General features: G+C 65.0%; 17 protein-coding genes and 2 pseudogenes. 5 read left to right on the forward strand and 14 right to left on the reverse strand.

Annotated elements, in window-relative coordinates:
• Positions 1 to 121, forward strand: a pseudogene (locus F1735_RS25265) (IS1595 family transposase); the annotation flags it as partial.
• 121 nt (positions 122 to 242) lie between these two features.
• On the opposite strand, the gene F1735_RS25270 reads toward F1735_RS25265, so the two are convergent.
• The 8 genes from F1735_RS25270 to F1735_RS25305 form a co-directional block, all read right to left on the reverse strand.
• Positions 243 to 1328 (reverse strand): amidohydrolase family protein, encoded by a 1086-nt coding sequence (locus tag F1735_RS25270; protein WP_167239499.1) that lies wholly within the window; start codon positions 1326 to 1328, stop codon positions 243 to 245.
• Entirely contained in the window at positions 1262 to 3364 is a 2103-nt protein-coding gene (locus F1735_RS25275) for a PD40 domain-containing protein (RefSeq protein ID WP_167239500.1), read from the reverse strand. The genes F1735_RS25270 and F1735_RS25275 overlap by 67 nt, the downstream gene beginning before the upstream one ends.
• A gap of 380 nt (positions 3365 to 3744) precedes the next feature.
• Entirely contained in the window at positions 3745 to 4176 is a 432-nt protein-coding gene (locus F1735_RS25280; RefSeq protein WP_167239501.1) for a hypothetical protein, read from the reverse strand.
• Between the two features lie 68 nt (positions 4177 to 4244).
• Positions 4245 to 4451: a hypothetical protein gene (locus tag F1735_RS25285; protein ID WP_167239502.1), complete on the reverse strand. Its 207-nt coding sequence runs from the start codon at positions 4449 to 4451 to the stop codon at positions 4245 to 4247.
• Positions 4452 to 4512: 61 nt separating this feature from the next.
• Positions 4513 to 6651 (reverse strand): TonB-dependent receptor, encoded by a 2139-nt coding sequence (locus F1735_RS25290; protein ID WP_167239503.1) that lies wholly within the window; start codon positions 6649 to 6651, stop codon positions 4513 to 4515.
• Positions 6651 to 8303 (reverse strand): PepSY-associated TM helix domain-containing protein, encoded by a 1653-nt coding sequence (locus F1735_RS25295; protein ID WP_167239504.1) that lies wholly within the window; start codon positions 8301 to 8303, stop codon positions 6651 to 6653. The genes F1735_RS25290 and F1735_RS25295 overlap by 1 nt, the downstream gene beginning before the upstream one ends.
• Positions 8300 to 8605 carry a hypothetical protein gene (locus F1735_RS25300; RefSeq protein ID WP_167239505.1) on the reverse strand — a complete coding sequence of 102 codons (306 nt, stop codon included), beginning with the start codon at positions 8603 to 8605 and terminating at the stop codon, positions 8300 to 8302. Before F1735_RS25300 ends, F1735_RS25295 begins: the two co-directional genes overlap by 4 nt.
• Positions 8598 to 8864 carry a hypothetical protein gene (locus F1735_RS25305; RefSeq protein WP_167239506.1) on the reverse strand — a complete coding sequence of 89 codons (267 nt, stop codon included), beginning with the start codon at positions 8862 to 8864 and terminating at the stop codon, positions 8598 to 8600. Before F1735_RS25305 ends, F1735_RS25300 begins: the two co-directional genes overlap by 8 nt.
• 281 nt (positions 8865 to 9145) lie before the next feature.
• On the opposite strand from F1735_RS25305, the gene F1735_RS25310 reads away from it, so the two are divergent.
• Positions 9146 to 11818, forward strand: coding sequence for a sensor domain-containing diguanylate cyclase (locus tag F1735_RS25310; RefSeq protein WP_167239507.1), 2673 nt, complete (start codon positions 9146 to 9148; stop codon positions 11816 to 11818).
• Here the strand turns inward: F1735_RS25310 and F1735_RS25315 are convergent.
• The 5 genes and pseudogenes from F1735_RS25315 to F1735_RS25335 all read right to left on the reverse strand — a co-directional run bounded on the left by F1735_RS25315 (position 11788) and on the right by F1735_RS25335 (position 18358).
• Positions 11788 to 11988 (reverse strand): hypothetical protein, encoded by a 201-nt coding sequence (locus F1735_RS25315; RefSeq protein ID WP_167239508.1) that lies wholly within the window; start codon positions 11986 to 11988, stop codon positions 11788 to 11790. The genes F1735_RS25310 and F1735_RS25315 overlap by 31 nt on opposite strands.
• Positions 11966 to 12316: a hypothetical protein gene (locus F1735_RS25320; protein WP_167239509.1), complete on the reverse strand. Its 351-nt coding sequence runs from the start codon at positions 12314 to 12316 to the stop codon at positions 11966 to 11968. Before F1735_RS25320 ends, F1735_RS25315 begins: the two co-directional genes overlap by 23 nt.
• Positions 12317 to 12541: 225 nt before the next feature.
• Positions 12542 to 14014 (reverse strand): efflux transporter outer membrane subunit, encoded by a 1473-nt coding sequence (locus F1735_RS25325; protein ID WP_308628010.1) that lies wholly within the window; start codon positions 14012 to 14014, stop codon positions 12542 to 12544.
• Between the two features lies 1 nt (position 14015).
• Positions 14016 to 17162, reverse strand: a pseudogene (locus tag F1735_RS25330) (efflux RND transporter permease subunit).
• A 2-nt stretch (positions 17163 to 17164) separates the two neighbouring features.
• On the reverse strand, positions 17165 to 18358 hold the full coding sequence (locus tag F1735_RS25335; protein ID WP_167239510.1) for an efflux RND transporter periplasmic adaptor subunit: 1194 nt from the start codon (positions 18356 to 18358) through the stop codon (positions 17165 to 17167).
• Between the two features lie 265 nt (positions 18359 to 18623).
• Here F1735_RS25335 and F1735_RS25340 point away from each other — a divergent pair, with 265 nt between their 5' ends.
• The 3 genes from F1735_RS25340 (at position 18624) to F1735_RS25350 (ending at position 20018) form a co-directional block, all read left to right on the forward strand.
• Positions 18624 to 19265: a CerR family C-terminal domain-containing protein gene (locus F1735_RS25340; RefSeq protein WP_229505955.1), complete on the forward strand. Its 642-nt coding sequence runs from the start codon at positions 18624 to 18626 to the stop codon at positions 19263 to 19265.
• A gap of 236 nt (positions 19266 to 19501) precedes the next feature.
• Positions 19502 to 19747, forward strand: a complete 246-nt coding sequence (locus F1735_RS25345; protein WP_167239512.1) for a CopG family ribbon-helix-helix protein — start codon at positions 19502 to 19504, stop codon at positions 19745 to 19747.
• 16 nt (positions 19748 to 19763) lie between these two features.
• A complete protein-coding gene (locus F1735_RS25350; protein ID WP_229505953.1) occupies positions 19764 to 20018 on the forward strand; it encodes a type II toxin-antitoxin system RelE/ParE family toxin in 255 nt (84 codons plus the stop codon).
• Positions 20019 to 20443: 425 nt separating this feature from the next.
• On the opposite strand, the gene F1735_RS25355 is transcribed toward F1735_RS25350, so the two are convergent.
• Complete coding sequence (locus F1735_RS25355; RefSeq protein ID WP_167239514.1) at positions 20444 to 20866, reverse strand: hypothetical protein; 423 nt, start codon at positions 20864 to 20866, stop codon at positions 20444 to 20446.
• Between the last annotated feature and the right edge of the window lie 26 nt (positions 20867 to 20892).

Raw genomic sequence — 20892 nt, forward strand, 5'->3', positions numbered from 1 at the left:
TCAGTATCGATTTAACCGGCGCTTCGATTTGTCGACCATCTTGACGCGCCTCTTGTACGCTGCTGTCGCCACGGGCAACCGAACCGAAGCGTGGTGTCGGTTAGCTGAAGATCAGCGCTAATCACCATAATTAATGACCCGGCGTGCCGTCCCGCCCCGCAAACGGCAGGACGGGGCCGGGCGTTCAAGGCACGTGGACAGAACGTCGTTTTCCCGCGTCCATAAGCGGCGCCTTGCAAGGCTCAGCGGCCGTCGCCGTGGCTGTGGCTGACCGTTTCCACCGGCGCGCTGGCTCCGTTAAGGCCTTCGAAGAAGAACGGCTTGCGCGCTTTTGGCGTGGCGCCGACCTCGTTCATGGTCGCCGTCTCGTACACGCGCCCGCCGATCATCACATGCGTGACGCGGTCAGAGGTACGGATATCCTTGAGCACGTCGCCGTCGATGATCGACAGGTCGGCCAGCTTGCCCACTTCGAGCGAGCCGACATCCTGGTCCAGGCCCAGATAGCGCGCGCCGTTGAGCGTGGCCGAACGGATCGCTTCGAGCGGCGTCATGCCGCCCTGGACCAGCGACCACATCTCCCAGTGCGCGCCCAGCCCTTCGCGCTGGCCGTGCGCGCCGATATTGACCGGCACGCCCACCCGCTGCAAGGCCGTGGCGGTGTACGCCACCCGATGCACGTTGAAGTCTTCTTCCGGCGCGGTCTCGCGGCGGATCGCGCGCGGCTCGAGCACCGCGCGCGGCACATAGCGCGACAGGATCGGATGGCGCCAGACATCGGTACGCGCGTACCAGTAATGCTCGCCATCGAGGCCGCCGTACGACACCACCAGGGTCGGGGTGTAGCCGACCCTGGTCTGCGACCAGAGCTGCTTGACGTCGTCGTAGGCGTCTTCCACCGGAATCGAATGCTCGACGCCGGTGTGACCGTCCACCACCATCGTCATATTGTGCTGGAACAGCGAACCGCCTTCGGGCACCACCATCATGCCGCTCTGGCGCGCCGCTTCCAGGATTTGCTGGCGCTGCTCGCGGCGCGGCTGGTTGTAGCTCTTGACGCTGATCGCCCCGCCCTCTTTCAGGCGCCGCACGTGCGTGAGCGCGTCGTCCAGGCTCTCGACCGGGGCGGCGAAGTTGCCCTTGGCGCCGTACAGGATGGTGCCGGTCGAATAGATGCGCGGCCCGACCACCTGCCCGGTGCGCTGCAGCTCGCTGTGGGTGAAGATGGTGCCGGTCTCGTTGGACGGATCGTGTACCGTGGTCACGCCGAAGGCCAGGCCGGCGTAATCGACCCAGCTTTGCTGCGGCACGATGCCGTCTTCGCCCATCGTACCGTGCCAGTGCGCGTCGACCAGCCCCGGGATGATGCTTTTTCCCGGGCGTCGATGCGCGTTGCGCCGCTTGGGACGGCAACGTCGGCCGCCGTGCCGATGGCGGCGATGCGCTTGTCCCGAATGACGATGCGCCCGTTCTCGACCACTTCGTCGCCTTTCATCGTGACGATGCGCGCGCCGTCGATCACCACGGTGGCGCGCGGCGAGGCCGACTGGGCGCGAAAGCCGATTTTCACGCCCGGCTGGGCCGCCAGCGCGCTCAATCGCAGCTTGTCCTTGTTGGGGGCCGGGTCGCCAGGTGCGAAGGCGTTGTTGAGCTCGCGCGTGAACAGCTGCTCGCCCAGCGAGTAGTGCAGCGCGGCGCTGTCGCCCGACCAGTGCAGGTAGTCGCCGGCGTCAAGGTCGAGCTGGCGCACCGGCAAGGCGTCGGTCTTTTCGCCGATGGTGATGACCTTGCCGGCCATCGGCAGCGGCGCCACCCAGGTATGGAAGCGCTCGCCGTAGGCCAGCCAGGCGCCGTCCGGCGAGAGGCTGAAATTGGTGACGAACTCGCCCTTGACGATGGCGTGTTCCTCGTTCTTGTCGAGGCGGATGCGCACCAGCGAGCTCATGCTGTCGACTTCGTTGGCGCTGGCCGTGCGCGTGACATACACATGGTTGCTGTCGGCGCCGTACTGCGGCGCGCGACCATCGTCGGTAAGCAAGACCGGCTTGCCCTTGCCATCGCTGGCGACCTGGTAGACGCCGGTGTCGAGCCCGTGCCACGGGCTGGGCAGGAAGCGCCCCTGGCCCTTGACATAGACCACGTCCTTGCCATCGGGCGAGAAGGCCGGCTCGGTGTACTTGCCCGGCGTGCTGGTAAGCGTGGTTTCCTTGCCGCTGTCAAGGTCGATGGTGCGGATCGACCCGAGTTTTGCATCATCCCAGGTCGCGAATACGATGCGCCGGCCGTCGCGCGAAAACTTGGGGAAGTATTCGAAATGGTCGCCCTGGCGCGTCAAGCGGCGCGGGTCGCCGTTGGGCAAGTCGCGCAAGTACAGGTGGCCGAGCGCCGAGTAGACCACCTTGTTGCCTTGCGGCGCCACCTTGACCCAGCGCAGCTGGCGCACGTCGAACTGGTCCGGCGCGACCGCGTGCGGGAAACGCAGCGCTTCGCGCACCTCGCGCGTGTCCTTGACGTGGAAGGGGATCTCCCTGGCCGACCTGGCGAAGGGATCGACCCGCCAGATCTTGCCCTTGGCCCAGACCACGATTTCTTTGCTGCCCGGCATCCAGCTGAACGCGGGATACACGCCGTGGATGGCCCAGGCTTCCTGCAGGTCGCGTTCCAGTCCGCTCCAGGCCGGCGTTTCGATTCCAGTGCTCAAGTCTTTGAGAAACAGGGTCGACTGCTTGCGCACGCGCCGCACGAAGGCCAGGTACTTGCCGTCCGGCGACGGGGTCGGCCGCACCGCGCCGCCCGGGCCGCTCACGAAGGGCTTGGTCTTTTCTTCTTTCAGGTCGCGCCGGAAGATCTGGTAAATCTGCGCGTTGGAATTCTTGTTGTACTCAAATACCGTGCCGCCGGTGGTGTCCTGCGAGTAGTAGACGTAGCGTCCGTCCGGCGAAAACGCCGGCTCGCCCAGGTCCTTCTGCCAGTTCGGCTTGTCGTTGAGCTGCACCCCGCCGCCCTGGGTGTGGAACATCCAGATTTCGCCGGAACCGAGCGAGCGGGTGCCGGAATAATGCTTGCGCGCGGCGATGAACTTGCCGTTCGGATGCCACACCGGGTTGTTCAGCAGGCGGAACTTTTCCTTGCTTACTTCGCGCGCGCCGCTGCCATCCACATTCATGGTCCAGATGGTGTCGCCGCCGGCCGCGTCCGACATATAGGCCAGTTGCTTGCCGTCGGGCGAAAAGCGCGCCTGCATTTCCCAGGCCATCGAGTGGGTCAGCGCCTTGGCTTCACCGCCGGCAATCGGCAGCAGGTACAGGTCGCCCAGCAGGTCGAACACGATCTGCTGGCCGTCCGGGCTGACGTCGACGCTCATCCAGGTGCCGGTGGCGGTGTCGATCCTGACGGTGCCGGCCGGGCCGGGGGGATGGTTGACATCCCATTTTTCTTCTCGGTGGCGGGGTCGTCGGCGGCGCTTGCGCTGGAGGCGAAGGAGGCCAGGATGGCGGCCAGGACGGTGGCGCGGAGTGGGTGCATGAGTCTCTGTAGAGAAGGGGTTGACGGTTCCGGCGGCGCGGGTAGCGCTGCCGATGAGCAAGCGATTCTACGACGGGGATGGCGCCGCGGACAAACGGCGACGCTTTCGTAAAGACGCATGGATGAGACACGGTCTTACCAGGGGTCCACCAGGAAGTTTTCTTCCCATCGGATTCATAGACCAGTCGCATGACCGTTCCCCTGATGCCGAATGCGGCGTTACAGCGACGTCCAGACAAACATCGCCAGGTCATTTTTCCTGGCCTGACACGCAAGATCGACGAGGCCGACGATCACAGCGCTGGCGTCCTCGACCGACCAGTCCCCCATCTGCAAGCCTTCGGAGGCGGCCCAGGCCGCCGCCACCTGTTCGGTCGCGCCTGCGGGAATGGCGGCGAGCGCGCTCAGTATGTCATCGTCAAACCGGAACACCCACGGACCGTCGTCCTTGTCGCCGGCGACGAAAGGCAGGAACCGCTCCAGATCGCCATCGCATGGTGTGCCGGCAATGACGTCGTACAGCGTCCCGAAGTCTTCATAAAGGATGCCCTTCATGTCGAGCGTCGTCCATGACTCGGCCGGATAATCCGGCAGGCCGATGGCTTGCGCTTCATCCGGCCGCGCGATGACGACATCGGTCAATATTCCCATACATTTCCTTTTCTCGGATAATCAACATGTGCCCGGCGGCAGCCGAGAAGATGCTCCCGGGCGCCAGCTTAACCGTAGCGATGCAGATCGTCGCCGTCTTGCGCCACGCACGCCACGAAGTCGTTGAAGGTGCTTGCCACCCAACCCAAGCGCGTGGCGCCGGCCGCATCGACACGTCCGTCATGCGCCGATGCCGGATCGAGGTCGATCACGTCATGCACGCATTCCATCACTTCCTTGGCAAGTTGACTGCGTACCGTCTGAAAATCAATCATCGAACCGGTCCACCTGCAAAAAAAGGCCCGCTGAAAAGCGGGCCTGGTCAACCATCAGCGCTTAGAAATCAAACGCCGCCGACAGCCTGATCGCGCGCGGCGCGCCCAGGTTCAAACGCCCTGCTCCCCACGCGCCCTCGAAATATTCCTTGTCGGCCACGTTGGTGACAAACGCGCGCAACACCACCGGCATGGCGCCGAAACGGGTCGCATACTTCGCGCCCAGGTCGAGCGTGGTCCACGAGTCGAGCTTCAGGCTGTTATCCGCCGCCAGCCACTGCGAACCCGTGTAATTGATGCGCGAGCTCAGTTCCAGCCCCGGCACCGCCGCCAGCGCGTAATCGACGCCGATATTGGCCGTCAGACGCGGCACGCCGAACTGCGCCTTGCCCTCGTTGAGGCCCTTGGCGGTCTTGGTCTGCTCGGCCTTGGTGTAGGCCACGCCGCCCAGCAGGCTGATGTTGTTGCCGGCCTTGCCGAACACATTCCATTCCACGCCGCGGTTGCGCTGTTCGCCGTCCGGCGCCACGCGATTGTTCGTGTCGATCAGCGCCGGTTTGCTGATCTGGAACACGCTCAGGGTTTGCGTCAGCGTATTCATGCTCCACTTCACGCCCGCCTCAAGCTGCTTCGACTTGTACGGCTTGAAGGTCTCGCCTTCGTTCGCATACGGCGCCTTGACCGTGGTGCCGGCGCTCAGGCCTTCGACGTAGTTGGCGTACAGCGACACATTCTCGCCCCACGGCTTGTAGACCACGCCGGCCAGCGGGGTGAGCGCCGTTTCTTCGTAGTTGCTCAGTTTCTGATTGACTTTCTGGGCGCGCAGGCCGAGCGTCAATTGCAGCTTGCCGTCGGCGAACCAGAGCGAATCGACCACGCTCAGCGCCGTCAGCACATCATCGTTGACCGGGTTGTAGGTCGAGCCGTCCTTTCCGGCCGGCATGGTGATCGGGGTCGGGTTGTAGATGTTGCTGACGATCGGCGCCGTGCCGTTGCCGCGTCCGCCGCCTTCGTAATTCATCACGTTCGCCGCTACGGTCACCTTGTGGGCGATGGCGCCGGTATTGAACTGGCCGCGCACGCCCATTTCGGCGGTGGTGGTTTCGTACTCGCCCCACGAATTGTAGGCGGTGCCGGTGGCCTTGCCGCTGTCGCCGCCCGAAACCGGCAACACGGGACGGGTGCCGAAGATGAAGCCGTCGTACGAGTGCTTGGCCGTGCCGGCCGAGGCAAACGCGCTCCAGCCGGCGCCCAGTTCAAGCTGGCCGCGCACGATCAGGCCCTGGGTTTCGGTGTTGCTGTACACATCTTCGCCGTAGAAAAAGTTGGTCGAGCCGTGCGGCGCTTTCGGCACGTGGGTCCAGCCGGTGATGATCGGCTGCATCGGCGCACCCTTGCGCACCTTGTTGGTCAGCGAGTAAGCGTCCATTTCCACGTTCCAGCCCTTGCCCTGGTAGTCCACGGCCACGTGGCCGATTTCGCGGCGGCGGGTCTGGTGGTCCAGCCAGGTTTTACCGCCCGACAGCACGCCGTTGACGCGCACGCCCAGCGCCTGGTCGTCGCCGAAGCGGCGTGACACGTCGGCATGCACGCCCACGTTCGCCTTGCTCGACACCGAGGTCGTCACGCGGGTCAGCGGAGTGGCGCCGGCGCGTTTCGGCACCAGGTTGATGGCGCCGCCCACGTCGCCCGAAGGCGGCAGGCCCATCATCATCGCGCCGGGACCCTTGAGCACTTCGACGCGCTCGAATATTTCGGTCGGGGTGTTTTGTTCCGGGGCCAGGCCGTAGGCGCCATTGATCGCCATCGAGCCGGAGCTCACGCCAAAGCCGCGGATCGTGAAGTTCTCGACGATGTGGCCTTCATTGGTGGTGGTGCGCACCGACGGGTCGTTCTTGAGCACGGCGCCGATGGTCTGGGCTTGCTGGTCGGCGATGGTTTGCGCGGTGTAGCCGGTGATGTTGAACGGCGTATCCATCACGCTCACATTGCCGAGCACGCCCAGGCGGGCGCCCTTGGCCACTTTGCCGCCGGGCGCGGCCGCAGGCAGGCTGTCGGCCGTGTCGGCGGCCGCCTTGACGGTGATTTCTTTCATCGTCTCGACAGGCGCCTGGGCCATGGCCGGCAGGGCCAGGGTGGCGATCATGGTCATGCAGGCCAGGGGAATGGTACGGAAAGCACACACAGGGACAACTCGCATTACATTTGCTCCATTTGGTTAGATGTCATTTGATGAGAAGTTTTTTGGTTCGAATTCGTTGACTGGGGTGGCATGGCCGCGCCCAGCTCGCGCCAGACGCTTTGCTGTTCGCCCGAGCGCGCGCGCCGGCGCACCCGCACCGCCATCCACAGCAGCAAGGCGCCGCCGAGCAGCGACAGGCCGTCGATCCACAGGTAATCGCCCGCATACGGTTTGCCGACCGGCAGGCCGGGGAAGACATAAGCAAGCACGCTGGTCGCCGGCACCAGCAGGGTCGCCAGGGCGGCGGCGAAGCTCAGCCGGTAAGCGGCCCAGGCCGCGCCCTTCCCCAGCGCCGCCAGCAGCCCGATGGCGAGCGCGGCGTTGAAGACGGCCAGGCCGATGCCCGGCATGGCCAGCCCCAGCGCCGCCTGCCAGCGCAGCGCCACCAGGCCCAGGGGCAAGCCGATGACGGCGCCCAGGCACAGGCCGACCGTCAGGGCGGCCACCGCCCGCACATGGCGCGGCTGCGGCAGCGGCGCGGCCAGCTGGCGGTTCTTGCGCAGGCGCGATTCGATCCACAGCAGGTTGCCGGTGTAGAACAGGATCGCGCCCAGCAAACCCATCACCACGTAGGCCAGGCGCACCGGCACGCCGCCGAAGCTGCCGAAGTGCAGCGCGAAAATGGCGGACAGGCTCGCTTCCCAATTGTTTTGCTGGTGCGGCAGCAGGCTGATGCCTTTGTTGAGCTGGCCGCTGACGGGATTGAAGTTCATGAAGCCGGCGCGCGGGGCGCGCATGTGGCCGCTCCAGTCCTCGCCGCCCATATTCACTTGCGGTGTGGGGCTGTTCAGGCCACGGTAAGTCAGTTCGGTGGGCGTCAAGGTACGCGACTGCACGCGGGCGCTGGCCAGCAGGCGCGACGGCGCCACCCAGTTCGCGCTGGTATCCGGCCCGGGCTTGCCCTTGGCGCGCGCTTGCGCCGCGGCCGGCTTGCCGATGGCGTCGATGGTGGCGTCCTGCGTGTCGTAGACCCAGTCGTGCAGGCAAAACCCGGCCGTGGTCAGGGCAATGGCCAGGTGGAACGGCAGGCTGGTGATGCCGATCAGGTTGTGGGCGTCGAGCCAGAAGCGTTTGACATTGGCGCCGATGCGCAGCAGCAGCAAGTCCTTGATCAGCGAGGGCAGCAAGATCACCACGCCGGAAATGAGCGCCAGCGCATACAGCAGCGCCACAAAGCCGATGACCGGCTCGGCCACGGCGCCGGCCAGCGGCAAGCCGCCGTTGCGGTGCACCTCGTCGACGAAGTGGCCGGCCGGGCCGGTCTGCGCGGCCGTCGTTTGCAGGCGGCCGGCCGCGTCCAGCGTGACCTGCCAGGTCGCGCCCTGCTTATCAAAGTAGCGCATGCGGCCGTATCCGGGCCGTTCAGGGTCGAGCACCAGCACGGCGCTGCCGATGACCGGGTCGCGCGCGGCAAAAAAGGCGCTTGCCAGCGGGTCGAGCGGCGAACTGGCGCCCTGCTGGGCATCCGGCTGCGCTTCGGCCCAGCGCCCGATTTCGGGCTTGAACATGGTAAAGGCGCCGGCGTAGAACGCGATGAACAGCATCACGCCGCTGAGGATGCCGACCCAGGTATGCACCACTTTGTAGGTGCGCACGATGTCGGCCTTCATGCGGCGCTCCCGCCGGCTTGCATCAAGAGGTAGCAGGCGATCGCGGCAAGCGCGTTGGCCAGCGCCAGCCAGATCCAGCAGGCGCGCTTGCTGGGCAACAGGAACGCCAGCGCGATGACCGCGACCCAGAGCGGATACACCACCCACATCGTCAATTGCCCGACCACCGGGCCGGCGCCGAGAAAGCGCATCAACTGGTGCAGCACGCCGCTGGCGGCGATCGCCAGCGGATAGCCGAGCACCAGGGCCAGCAGGCCGTTGTGCAGCAAAACCCGGTCGCGCCGGATGGTGTCCTTAGCCATGCGCGCTCCCCGCACGCGCTTTATGCAAGGCGCGCAGCAGGCCGACCAGCGGCAAGGCGATCATCCATACCGTCAGCACGGTCAGGATGGCGGTAAACGTGCTCATGCGGGCGGCCAGCGCCAGCACGGCCAGCACCAGCGGCGCCGCGCACAGCACCGAGCCGGCCAAGGCCGGCAGGCGTGGTTCGGCCCTGGCCGTGCTGAAATTGCAGCACGCGGCGGACAGCAGCGTCAGGATCAAGGCTAGGGCAAGCAACATACTGGCTTTCAACTCGCCCGTGGGACTGGGGAGACGGCCGCATCTTACTCCAAATGGAAATGATTCTCAATACGAAGGTTGAGTAAAATATATCATTGGGAAGAAAATATATTCTGCACAGGAATTTTGGTATAGTGAACGCAGCCGTTATTGCGGCAGGAACAGGTCCCAAAAGCGCCTTTGCGTCCACCTCGTACCAGCATTTTTCCCGGCCACGCTCCCGCCGGTCCTTTGCACTGTTGCAAAATACCGACGCCTGGCGCCGGCGACCGGAAAGCCTCATGACCATCGCAACACCTCATTTCGACGATACCAGGCGCGTGCGCGCGCTGTGCGCCCTGCGCGTGCTCGACACGCCGCAGGAAGAACGCTTCGACCGCCTCACCCGCCTGGCGGCCGCCACGCTGGCGATGCCGATCGCGCTGGTCTCGCTGGTCGATGCGCAGCGCCAGTGGTTCAAATCGCGGCTTGGCCTGGCGGCGACCGAAACATCGCGCGCGATCTCGTTTTGCACCCACGCGGTGGCGCAGCGCGACATGCTGGTGGTCGAAGACGCGCTGCAAGATACGCGCTTTGCCGCCAATCCGCTGGTCACCGGCGCCCCGGATATCCGCTTCTACGCCGGCCAGCCCGTGTTCTCGCATGATGGCGAGGCGGTCGGCACCCTGTGCGTGATCGATACCGTGCCGCGCCAGTTCGACGAGGCGGCGCGCCAGGTCCTGCGCGATTTCGCCGCCCTGGTCGAGGATGAGCTGAACAAGGGAGCGCTGGTGGCCGCGCGCGTATGCGCCGAACAGGCCGTGCATGCGCTCAATGGCGAGCTGGAACAGCGCATCGAACAGCGCACCCGCTCCCTGCGCGACGCCAACGACACGCTCAAGCGCGAAATCGGCCAGCGCCTGGCCGCCGAAGCGACCCTGCGCACCAGCGAGGAGCGCATCCGCACCATCGTCGGCTCGTCCTTCAGCGCCTTTGTCAGCACCGATGCAAGCGGCGTGGTGGTGGACTGGAATGCGTCGGCCGAGCGCACCTTCGGCTGGACCCGCGAGGAAGCGCTGGGCCAGGAACTGGCCACCCTGATCATCCCCGAAGCCTACCGCGAGGCGCACCGCGCAGGCATGCAACGCTACGCCCGCCACGGCGTGGGCAAGGTGATCAACACGCGCATCGAAATGCCGGCGCGCACGCGCGAGCATGGCGACATCATGGTCGAGATGACGATCAACGCCTTCCAGGCCGGCGGTGAACTGTTTTTCGGCGCATTTTTGCACGATGTGTCCGAGCGCATCCGCGCCAAGCTCGCCTTGCAGCAGAAGCAACAATTGCTCGACACGGTGCTCGAGACGCTCGATGTCGGCGTCGTCGCCTGCTCGGCCGACGGCGAACTGACCCTGTTCAACCGCGCCGCGCGCGAGTTCCATGGCTTGCCGCCGCAGGCGCTGCCGAGCGGCGACTGGGCCGCGCATTACAGCCTGTTCTCGGCCGACGGCGCCCATCTGCTGGAAGAGCGCGAGGTGCCCCTGCTGCGCGCACTGGCAGGCGAGACGATCAAGGACAGCGCCATGGTCATCGCCCCCAGGGACCGCGCGCGGCGCTACGTGCTGGCCAGCGGACGGCGCATGAGCGGCCCGAACGGCGAAGCCTTGGGTGCGGTGGTGACGATGAAGGACATCACGGAGCTGAACGACTCGCAACGCAAGCTCAAGATCAACGAGCAGCGCCTGCGGGCGATTACCGAAAACCTGCCGGCGTTGATCGGCCAGGTCGACAAGGCCGGCAACTTCACCTACCTCAATACCTTGGCGCTGCGCTTCTACGGACGCGAAAAAGCCCAATTGATCGGCCAGCCGGTGCGCCAGGCCTACAGCGTGCCGGAGTTCGAGAAAGTCGAGCAGTTCATGAAGCTGGCGCTGCAGGGCAAGCGCGTCTCGTTCGAAGATGAACTCACGGTCGAGGGGCGCAGCTCGCATTATCACGCCTCCTACATTCCCGATATCGACGCGGCCGGCTCGGTGAACGGGTTTTATGCGATGGCCTTCGATATCACCGCCAGGAAGCGCAGCGAAATCCGCCAGCGCGACAGCGAAGAGCGCCTGCGCACCGTCACCGACAACCTGCCAGCCCTCATTTCCTATCTCGACACCGACCTGCGCTACCGCTTCGCCAACGCTATGTACAAGCAGTGGTACGGCGTCGATCCGGCCGCGATGGTCGGCAAGAGCGTCAGCGAAGTCTTTCCCGCGCACTTCTGCGGCCAGCGCGAACAACAGCTGCGGCGCTGCCTGGAAGGCCACACCGTGCAACTCGAACTCGAAGTCGAGCACGGCGGGGAGACCCGCATCCTGCACTCGGTGTACATTCCGCACCTGCGCGACGGCGTGGTGCTGGGCGCCTACCTGCTCTCGACCGACGTGACGGCGGCGCGCCGGCACGAGGCCAACCTGAAGGCGCTGGCCCACACCGACACCCTGACCGGCCTGCCGAACCGGCGCAGCTATGAAGCCGAACTGGAAGCGGCCCTGGGCCGCAGCGTGCGCAACCGCAGCGGCATGGCCTTGATGTTCCTCGATATCGACCGCTTCAAGCAGGTCAACGATACGCTCGGCCACGCCGGCGGCGACGAGGTGCTGCGCGAGTTCGCCCGGCGCCTGCTGCGCACCGTGCGCAAGACCGACACGGTATCGCGCCTGGCGGGCGACGAATTCACCGTCATCCTGGAGGGCGTGCGCTCGCCCGAGGAATGCGCCAGCGTCGGCACCAAGATCGTCGAGGCCATGCGGCCGCTGTTTTCGGTGGGCGAGATGGCGCGCCAGGTCTCGACCAGCATCGGCATCGCCTGGACCAACAGCGCAGCGTCGGATGCGCGCGCCTTGTCGACCCAGGCCGACGCGGCCCTGTACCAGGCCAAGGCGGCCGGACGCAATCAGTTTTGCGTGGGGGCGGGGACGACGTAAATGCCGATGGCGCGGCCCTTGCGGCCCGGCTGGTGCGGCCCGCATTCGATGAACTGGCGCAGGTGGACCACATGCCCGGGCAGCGCGCCTGCGCTTGTCCTGACAAGGATCACGATGTTCCAGCAGCCGGCGACCGCCTTGGCAACACTACAAACGCCATTGATCGGCATCCGGCCTGGAGGTAATCCTGCGCCATGCCTTATCGAGCAGGATAAACCCGCACATCAAACAAGCGGGATAGACGACCAATACATGAAAACTACCCCGGCCCATTGCCGGGCTGTCGCGCGCACTGCCCGGCATGATGATGCAGGCCAGGATCGACAGCAGCGTCAGCGCCAGGTGCATCCGGTAGGACGCGTAAAACACCAGCACGGCAATGGACGGTGCGACCAAGGAGAATACGTAAAGGAACTCCCACGCATCGGACACCGCTTGCATGCCGCCAGCCGGCACCATCATGGCCACCGCCAGCATATTGAGCCCGACGACGGCCAAGCGCAGATACCTTACGTTCATGTCATACCAGTGTTGTTGAATAGGCCGGCCGGGCCGGCAACCGGAGAATGCGCCAGTTTAGCGTACTATTTACTTGGAAAGAAACAGATTGTGTCCATCTGCGCGGCACTGTGCCATGTGCGTTTGTCGGCGACAAAAAATCCCGCTGCCGCTCATGCGCCGTAGCGGGATTGTCGACGGTGAAAGCGGTTGCTTAAAACCGCATCATCCCTGCGCCGGCACTGGCGCGCCATCGCGCACCTGCCAGCCGCCGCCGAGCACCTTGTACAAGGTCACCCGGCTGGCCTGCTCGGCCAGCCGCACCGAAATGAGGCCCTGCTGCGCCGCGTACAGCGCGCGCTGGGCGATCAGCGCATTCTGGAACGTATCGGCGCCGTTCTTGTAGCGCGCCTCGTAGATGCGGTAGCTCTTGTCGGACGCCGCCACCAGTTGCTGCTGGGCGGCCAGGCGCTCGTCCACCGTGCCGCGCCGGGCCAGGGCGTCGGCCACTTCGCGAAACGCGACCTGGATGGTTTTCTCGTACTGCGCCACGCCAATGTCGCGGCCGACCTTGGCCACTTCCAGGTTGGCGCGGTTGGCGCCGCCATTGAAGATCGGCAGGCTGATCGAGGGCGCAAAACTCCAGGCGCCCGAGCCGCTGTCGAACAGGCCAGACAAGCTGGAACTGGCCGTGCCGGCCTGCCCGGTCAGGGTGATGCGCGGGAAGAACGCCGCGCGCGCCGCGCCGATATTGGCGTTGCTCGCTTGCAGGGTGCGTTCGGCGGCGAGTACGTCCGGCCGGCGGTACAGCAAGTCCGACGGCAAGCCGGCGCCGACATCAAGCAGCGCGGTCACGCCCGCCAGGCCGGCCGGCGGCAGCAAGTCGCCCGGGACGGCGGCCCCGGCCAGCCGGGCCAGCGCGTTCTGGTCCTGCGCCACCTGGGCCGTGTAGGCGGCGGCGTCGGCGCGCGCCGTTTCCACGGTGGTGTACGCCTGGTACAGGTCCAGCCCGGCCGCGACGCCGGCCTTGACCCGGCTTTCGCTCAGGGCCAAAGAACGCTGCTGGCTGGACAAGGTCTGGCGCGCCAGGGCCAGCCGTTCCTGGTCGGCCATCAGGGTCAGGTAGGCGTTGGCCACTTCGGCCACCAGCGAGATCTGTATGCTGGCGCGCGTTTCCTCGACGCCCAGATAGGTTTGCAGCGCCCCTTCCGACAAGCTGCGCACGCGGCCGAACAGGTCGACTTCCCACGCCGCCACGCCGAGGTGTACGCCGTATTGCCGGCTCACGCCGCCCTGCCCGCCCACGCTCAGATTGTCGGCGCTGCGCTGGGCGTTCTGGCTGGCGAGCGCCGCCACCGACGGCAGCAGCGCCGCGCGTTCGATGCGGTACTGGGCGCGCGCCTTGTCGATATTGAGCGCCGCCACGCGCAGATCGCGGTTGTTCTCCAGCGCCAGGGCGATCAGTTGCTTCAGGCGCTCGTCGGCGAAGTAGTCGCGCCAGGCGACCTCCGCCGCTGGCCTGCCCTGGGCGTCCTGCGCCGGGTAGGCCGTGCCGGCAGGCCAAGCCGCAGCGACCGGGCTGACCGGCTGCTGGTACGTGGGCATCATTGTGCAGCCGCTGATCACGGCGGCGAGTAAGGTCAGTTTCAGGGCCGAACCCATCACGCTTGTCATCACACTCGTCATTTGCTTGTTCATCTCAATGGCCTTCCACGGTAGCGACGGCAGGCGCGCCCGCCCCCTTGTTTTTGCGGACCACGAAGGCGCGGACCACCACGAAGAACACCGGCACGAAAAAGATGCCCAGGAAGGTCGCGCTCAGCATCCCGCCCAGCACGCCGATACCGATGGCGTTCTGGCTGGCCGAGCCGGCCCCGCTGCTGATCGCCAGCGGCAACACGCCGAGGCCGAAGGCAATCGAGGTCATCAGGATCGGACGCAGGCGCAGGTGTACCGCTTCCAGGGTCGCTTTCTTCACGTCCATGCCGCCGTCTTCCAGTTCCTTGGCAAACTCGACAATCAAGATCGCGTTCTTGGCAGCCAGGCCCACCACCGTCAGCAGCGCCACCTGGAAATACACATCGTTCGACAGGCCGAACACCATGGTGCCGAGCACGGTACCGAGCACGCCCAGCGGCACCACCAGCAGCACCGAGAATGGAATCGACCAGCTTTCATACAGCGCGGCCAGGCACAGGAACACGATCAGCAGCGACATGGCGTACAGCATGGTGGTTTGCGAACCAGCGGCGCGCTCCTCGACCGAGACGCCGTTCCACTCGTAGCCCACGCCCGGCGGCAGCTTGGCGACCAGGGCTTCCATTTCCAGCATGGCGTCGCCCGAACTGAAGCCGGGCGCCGCCTCGCCCTGGATGTTGAGCGACGGCGTACCGTTGTAGCGTTCCAGGCGCGGCGATGCGCTGATCCATTTGCCGCTGGCAAAGGTCGAGAACGACACCATCTCGCCCTTGGCGTTGCGGGCATACCACTTGCCGATGTCGTCCGGCGCCATGCGCGCATCCGGCGCGCCCTGCATGTACACCTTCTTGACGCGGCCGCGATCGATGAAGTCGTTCACGTAGGCGCCACCCCAGGAGCTCGACAGCACGCTGTTGATGTCGGCGATCGACAAACCGAGCGCGCTGGCCTTTCCCTGGTCGATTTCCAGCTTGTACTGGGGTGAATCTTCCAGGCCGTTGGGACGGACCTGCGTGACGATCTTGCTTTGCGCGGCCATGCCGAGCAACTGCTTACGCGCTGCCATCAAGGCGTCGTGGCCGAGGCCGCCTTCGTCCTTGAGCATCAGGTCGAAGCCATTCGCGTTGCCCAGTTCCATCACCGCCGGCGGGGCGATCGCGAACACCATCGCATCCTTGAACTGCGAGAAGCGGCCCATGGCCTTGCCGACCACGGCGGGCGCGCGCAGGCTGTCCTTGCCGCGCTCGTCGAACTCCTTGAGCTTGACGAAGGCCATGGCCGCGTTCTGGCCGTTACCGGCGAAGCTGAAGCCGGCCACCGAAAACACCGATTCCACCGCGTCCTTCTGCTCGCTCAAGTAATGCTGCTCGACTTGCTCGACGACCTTGAGCGTGCGCTCCTGGGTGGCGCCGACCGGCAACTGCACCAGGGTGTACAGGATGCCCTGGTCTTCCGCCGGCAGGAACGAGGTTGGCAGGCGCAGGAAGGCAAAGGCCATCACCAGCGCCAGGATGGCGTACACGACCAGGGTGCGGCCGGTGCGCGCGATCAGGGTAGCGACCCAGCCCTGGTAACGGCGGCTGCCCTTGTCGAAAGCGCGGTTGAACCAGCCGAAAAAGCCGGTGGAGGCCGCCTTGTGGCCTTGTTCGACCGGCTGCAGCAAGGTGGCGCACAGCGCCGGGGTGAACACCATGGCGACGACCACCGACAGCACCATGGCCGAGACGATCGTGATCGAGAACTGGCGATAGATCACGCCGGTCGAACCGCTGAAAAACGCCATCGGCACGAACACGGCCGACAGCACCAGCGCGATACCGACCAGTGCGCCGGTAATCTGGGTCATCGATTTCTTGGTCGCTTCGACCGGCGACAAGCCTTCTTCGCTCATGATGCGCTCGACGTTCTCGACCACGACGATGGCGTCATCGACCAGCAAGCCGATCGCCAGCACCATGGCGAACATGGTGAGGGTGTTGATCGAATAGCCGAGCATGCTGAGCACGCCGAAGGTGCCGAGCAGCACGACCGGCACGGCCATGGTCGGAATCAGGGTGGCGCGCAAATTTTGCAGGAACAGGTACATCACCAGGAACACCAGCACGATCGCTTCGACCAGGGTCTTGACCACTTCCTCGATCGACAGCTTGACGAACGGCGAAGTGTCGAAGGCCACCACGGCTTTCATCCCGGCCGGGAAGTTCTTTTCCATCTCCGCGATCCTGGCCTTGACCTTGGTCGCGGTAGCGAGCGCGTTGCCGCCGGTGGCGAGCTTGATCGCCACGCCGGCCGCCGATTTGCCGTTGAAACGGGCCACGATGTTGTAGCTCTCGCTACCGAGCTCCATGCTGGCCACGTCGCGCAGGCGGACCACGGCGCCGTCGGCGCGGGTCTTGACCAGGATCGCACCGAACTGCTCCTTGGTTTGCAGGCGGCTCTGGGCCGACACGGTCGCGTTCAGTTGCTGGCCGCGCCGCGCTGGCGCACCGCCCAGTTCGCCGGCCGACACTTCCGCGTTCTGGGCGCGGATGGCATTGGCGATGTCGTCGGCAATGAGCTGGTAGCTGAGCAGCTTGGCGGGATCGAGCCAGATCCGCATCGCGTACTGCGAGCCGAACTGGGTCACTTCGCCCACACCGTCGACGCGGCTGAGCGAGTCGACCACGCTGGAAGCGACATAGTCGCCCAGGTCGGCTTATTCCATCTTGCCGTTTTCCGACACAAAACCGAGCACCATCAGGAAATTCATGGTGGCCTTGCTCACCACCAGGCCCTGCTGGGTGACGGCGGCCGGCAGCAAGGGCGTGGCCAGTTGCAGCTTGTTCTGCACCTGCACCTGGGCGATGTCCGGATCGGTACCGTTCTTGAAGGTCAGGGTGATGCCGATGGAGCCGCTCGAATCGCTGCTCGACGACATGTATTGCAAGCCATCGATGCCCTTCATCTTTTGCTCGATGATCTGGGTCACGGCGTCTTCCACCGTCTTGGCGGACGCGCCCGGATAATTGCCGCTGATCGAAATCGAGGGCGGCGCAATGCTCGGATACTGCGAAATCGGCAAGCCCATGATGGCCAGCACGCCGCCCAGCATGATCACCAGCGCGATCACCCACGCGAAGATCGGTCGGTCGATAAAGAAACGGGCCATGCTTATGCTCCCGCCGGGGTGGCGCGCGAGGCGGCCGGTGCGGCGGCAGGCACGGCCACGGCGGGCGCGCCTGGCTGCACTTGCTGCAAGCCTTCGACGATCACGCGGTCGCCCGGCGCCAGGCCGGCGTTGACCACCCATTTGTCGCCCACCGCCGCGCCCGTGCTCAGCACGCGCTGCTCGACCTTGTTTTCCTTGTTTAACACCAGCGCGGTCGCTTCGCCGCGCTGGTTGCGCGTCACCCCGACCTGCGGCACGGTGATGGCCTGGTCGTCCAACCCGCTGTCGAGCACGGCGCGCACATACATGCCGGGCATCAGTTCGCCTTTCGGATTCGGGAACAGCGCGCGCAGGGTCACGTTGCCGGTGCCGGCATCGACGCTGACGTCGGCAAATTGCAGCTTGCCTTGCGCCGCATACTGGCTGCCGTCGGCCAGCAACAGGCTGACCGAGGCCTGACCGCCGTCGGCCTGTTTCAGCTTGCCGGATTCGAAACGGCGGCGCAGCGCCAGCAGTTCGGTGCTGGACTGGGTCACATCCACATAGATCGGGTCGAGCTGCTGCACGGTGGTCAGCGCATCGGCCTGGCCGGCGGTCACGAGGGCGCCGGCGGTCACCTTCGAACGGCTGATGTGGCCGCCGATCGGCGCATACACATTGGTGTACTTCAAATTGATGTTCGCCACGTCGAGCGCGGCCTGGGCCGAGTCGACTTCGGCGCGCGCCTGGGCGGCGGCAGCGAGCGCATCTTCCACATCCTGCTTGCTGACGCCCTCGATAGCCAGCAATTGCTTGTAGCGCTTCGCCTTCGGCTCGGCCGCCAGCGCGCGGGCGCGGGCGCTGGCCAGGGTCGCCTTGGCCGAATTGACGGCCGCGACAAAGCTGGCCGGATCGATCTGGTACAGCGCCGTGCCGGCCCTGACGGTGGAGCCTTCCACGAACAGGCGCTTCAAAATCAGGCCGCCGACCTGGGGCCGCACATCGGCCACCTGGAACGCCGAGGTGCGCCCGGCCAGTTCGGTGGTGACCGTCATTGGCTGGGCCGCGATGGTATGCACCACGACGTGGGCGGGAGCGGACGGTGGCGGTGCGGCGGGGGCGTGTTTGCCGCAAGCGGCGACCAGCACGGCGACGCCCAGGGCGAGAGCGAGGCCGGCGGCCGGTTTGGCGGTGCGGATAAAGTGCTTCGATTGCATGGTGAGCTTCCTTCGTTGAACGGTGGGCGCCTGTCGCGGCAAGCCTGGACTTGCCTTGGATGGCGCCAAACAAGTGTTTCAAACAAGCGTTTAATACGACTGTATCAAACACCTGTTTAGTTGTCAACCAGAAATTTCGTTCGATCATGCGGCATTGCCGGCACCTTGGCGGAAACGCATGGACAAGCCGTGGCCTGCTAGGTACAATTCAAAAATCAGAGATTAAACACATGTTTAATTCGCATAAAACAGGAGTATCTTGAAGATGAAGGCTGACGACAACGACGTGCGCAATCGCATCATCAGCGCGGCCACCGAGTGCTTTGCCGAAAAGGGCTTCCGGGGCACGTCGGTGCGCAAGATCTGCGAACGCGCCGGGGCCAACCTGGCGATGGTCAACTATTACTTTGGAAGCAAGGATGGCTTGTACGTGGCGATCATCGACCGCGAGGGCGGCGCCGAGGAGATGGACGAGCTGACCGTGCCGGCGCGCGACCAGTCGGTGCCGGCCGCCCGCCGCCTCGGCGACCTGATCGAGCGCCTGATGGTCGACATGATGAGCACCGGCCCCCACTCGCTCATCACCAGGCTGATCAGCTGGGAACTGGTGGAACCGACCGCCGCCCTGGGCCACATCGTCGACACCCTGATCCTGCCGCTCCAGGTGGTGATGCTCGAACTGGTGCGCGAGATCGCACCGGCGGATACGAGCGACATCGAGATCCGCAACAACCTGTTCAGCATCCTGGGCCAGTTGCTGTATTACGACCACTCGCGGCCGGTCAATGAACTGCTGGCGCCCGACATGGTGTACGACGAAGCCGGCATCCGCGCCCTGGCGCGCCACGTGACCGCGTTTTCGCTGCGCGCGCTGGGCGTGGCCGATGGGGACCAGGGAAGGCGTTGACGCCGCTGGCACCGCTGCCGAACAGCGCAGGCTGGCGGCCATTGCAAGCCGGAGTATTGCCCCGCATGCCAATCCGGCTAACCCTGCAAAAACAGACCGCTCATCGAGCCAGCCGCGATGGTGGACGTTGGGCTGGGGTGGATGGGCAATGCCTGCCAACGCAAGCTGGTTGACTTTGGGGCGGCAGGACGTACACTGATTACGTCCCACATGTTCACGCTACCGCAACGGAAATCATGAATCCAGACGCCGACAAATCAATGACTGTCCTTGTCCCTGCCGACCTGGCCGGTCAGCTTGAGAAGCTCGTTCAGGCCACGGGCCGGGACGAGAGCACAATCACCGTGGCCGCTCTACGCGACTACATGAAGGCCGAATCCTTACAAATCGAGGCCATCAAGGAAGGCATCGCGCAAGCCGATCGCGGCGAGTTCGCAAGTGCCAGTGAAGTGAATTCTTTTTTCGCTAAATATGGCGGTTAAGTGGACCAAATCCGCGTTGGCCGACCTCGTCGCCATCGTGGAGTACATAGAGCGGGACAATGCCGAACGCGCGAGGTCGTTTGCTTTGGAAATTCAAGAGAAAGCAAACAGCCTGGTCGAATTTCCCGGCATCGGGCGGCCCGGTCGAGTTCGTGGCACGCGCGAATTAGTCATTCATCCCAACTACATCATTCCGTATAGGGTACGCGGAGACGATGTGGAGATATTGCGGGTTCAGCATACCGCCCGGCGCTGGCCCCGGCGCATATAAACCTATCTGACGTTTCTTCAGGCAGACCTCAGGATACAGGGCGACGCAAGAACGTCGATCGACGTTGCGCGCGCAAAAAGACTTTAGAGAAGCCGCCCGTAGCCGACCACATGCAGGCCAGGCCCGGTATCGATAGCCGCGTCGAGCAGGACAGCGGCAAGTGCGGCTGCCCGATTGAGGCGCGAGCGGTGCGGCAGTACAGGGCCGCTCGCGACAGCGCGTGCGTGGACAGCCGCCCGTCGGTGCGCACCGTCTCGCGCGCGGCGCCGATCAGGCCAGGACGCATCTACGTCAACGACGCGAAGCCGAGGCCACCCAAGTCGCGTTCCAGTTCTCGCTTGACCCGCTTATAGAACAGGCTCGACGACGATTACCGCCTTGCGCGCAAGCGGCAAAGGCGGTCGGTCGCGGCGGGAGAACAGCAATTACTTCAGCAGAATCGCCTTGCGGTACGGGGCCATCGGCGGACGCGGGAATTGCACGCCGTTGTAGGCGCTGCGGAAGCACGCCGCCTTGGCGTTTTCGACGTCGGTCATGGTTTTGGTGACTTTGCCGTCGGCGTCGAGGATCAGCACGATCGTGACCGGGTATTTCGACTTGCCGTGGCAATCGCCTTTTTGATCGAGTTTGCGGTCGTTGTTAAAGGCGATCGATTCGTTTTCGTACTTGGTCGCTTTGGCGTTCGGGAATTGCGCATCGAACTTGGCCATCTCGCCGGCGAAATCCGGATTCTTCGGCGATGGCGCTTCGACCGCGTTCGGGTCGGCCTGCTTGGAGCCGGTGGTTTCGCAACCTGCCATCAGCACCGCGGCGCACAGCATTGAAATTTTGATTAAGTGTTTAGGCAAGTTATTCTCCGGTGATATGAGTGGGA

It is taken from the genome of Massilia genomosp. 1 (assembly GCF_011682185.1).
Taxonomy (GTDB): domain Bacteria; phylum Pseudomonadota; class Gammaproteobacteria; order Burkholderiales; family Burkholderiaceae_D; genus Telluria_A; species Telluria_A rubra.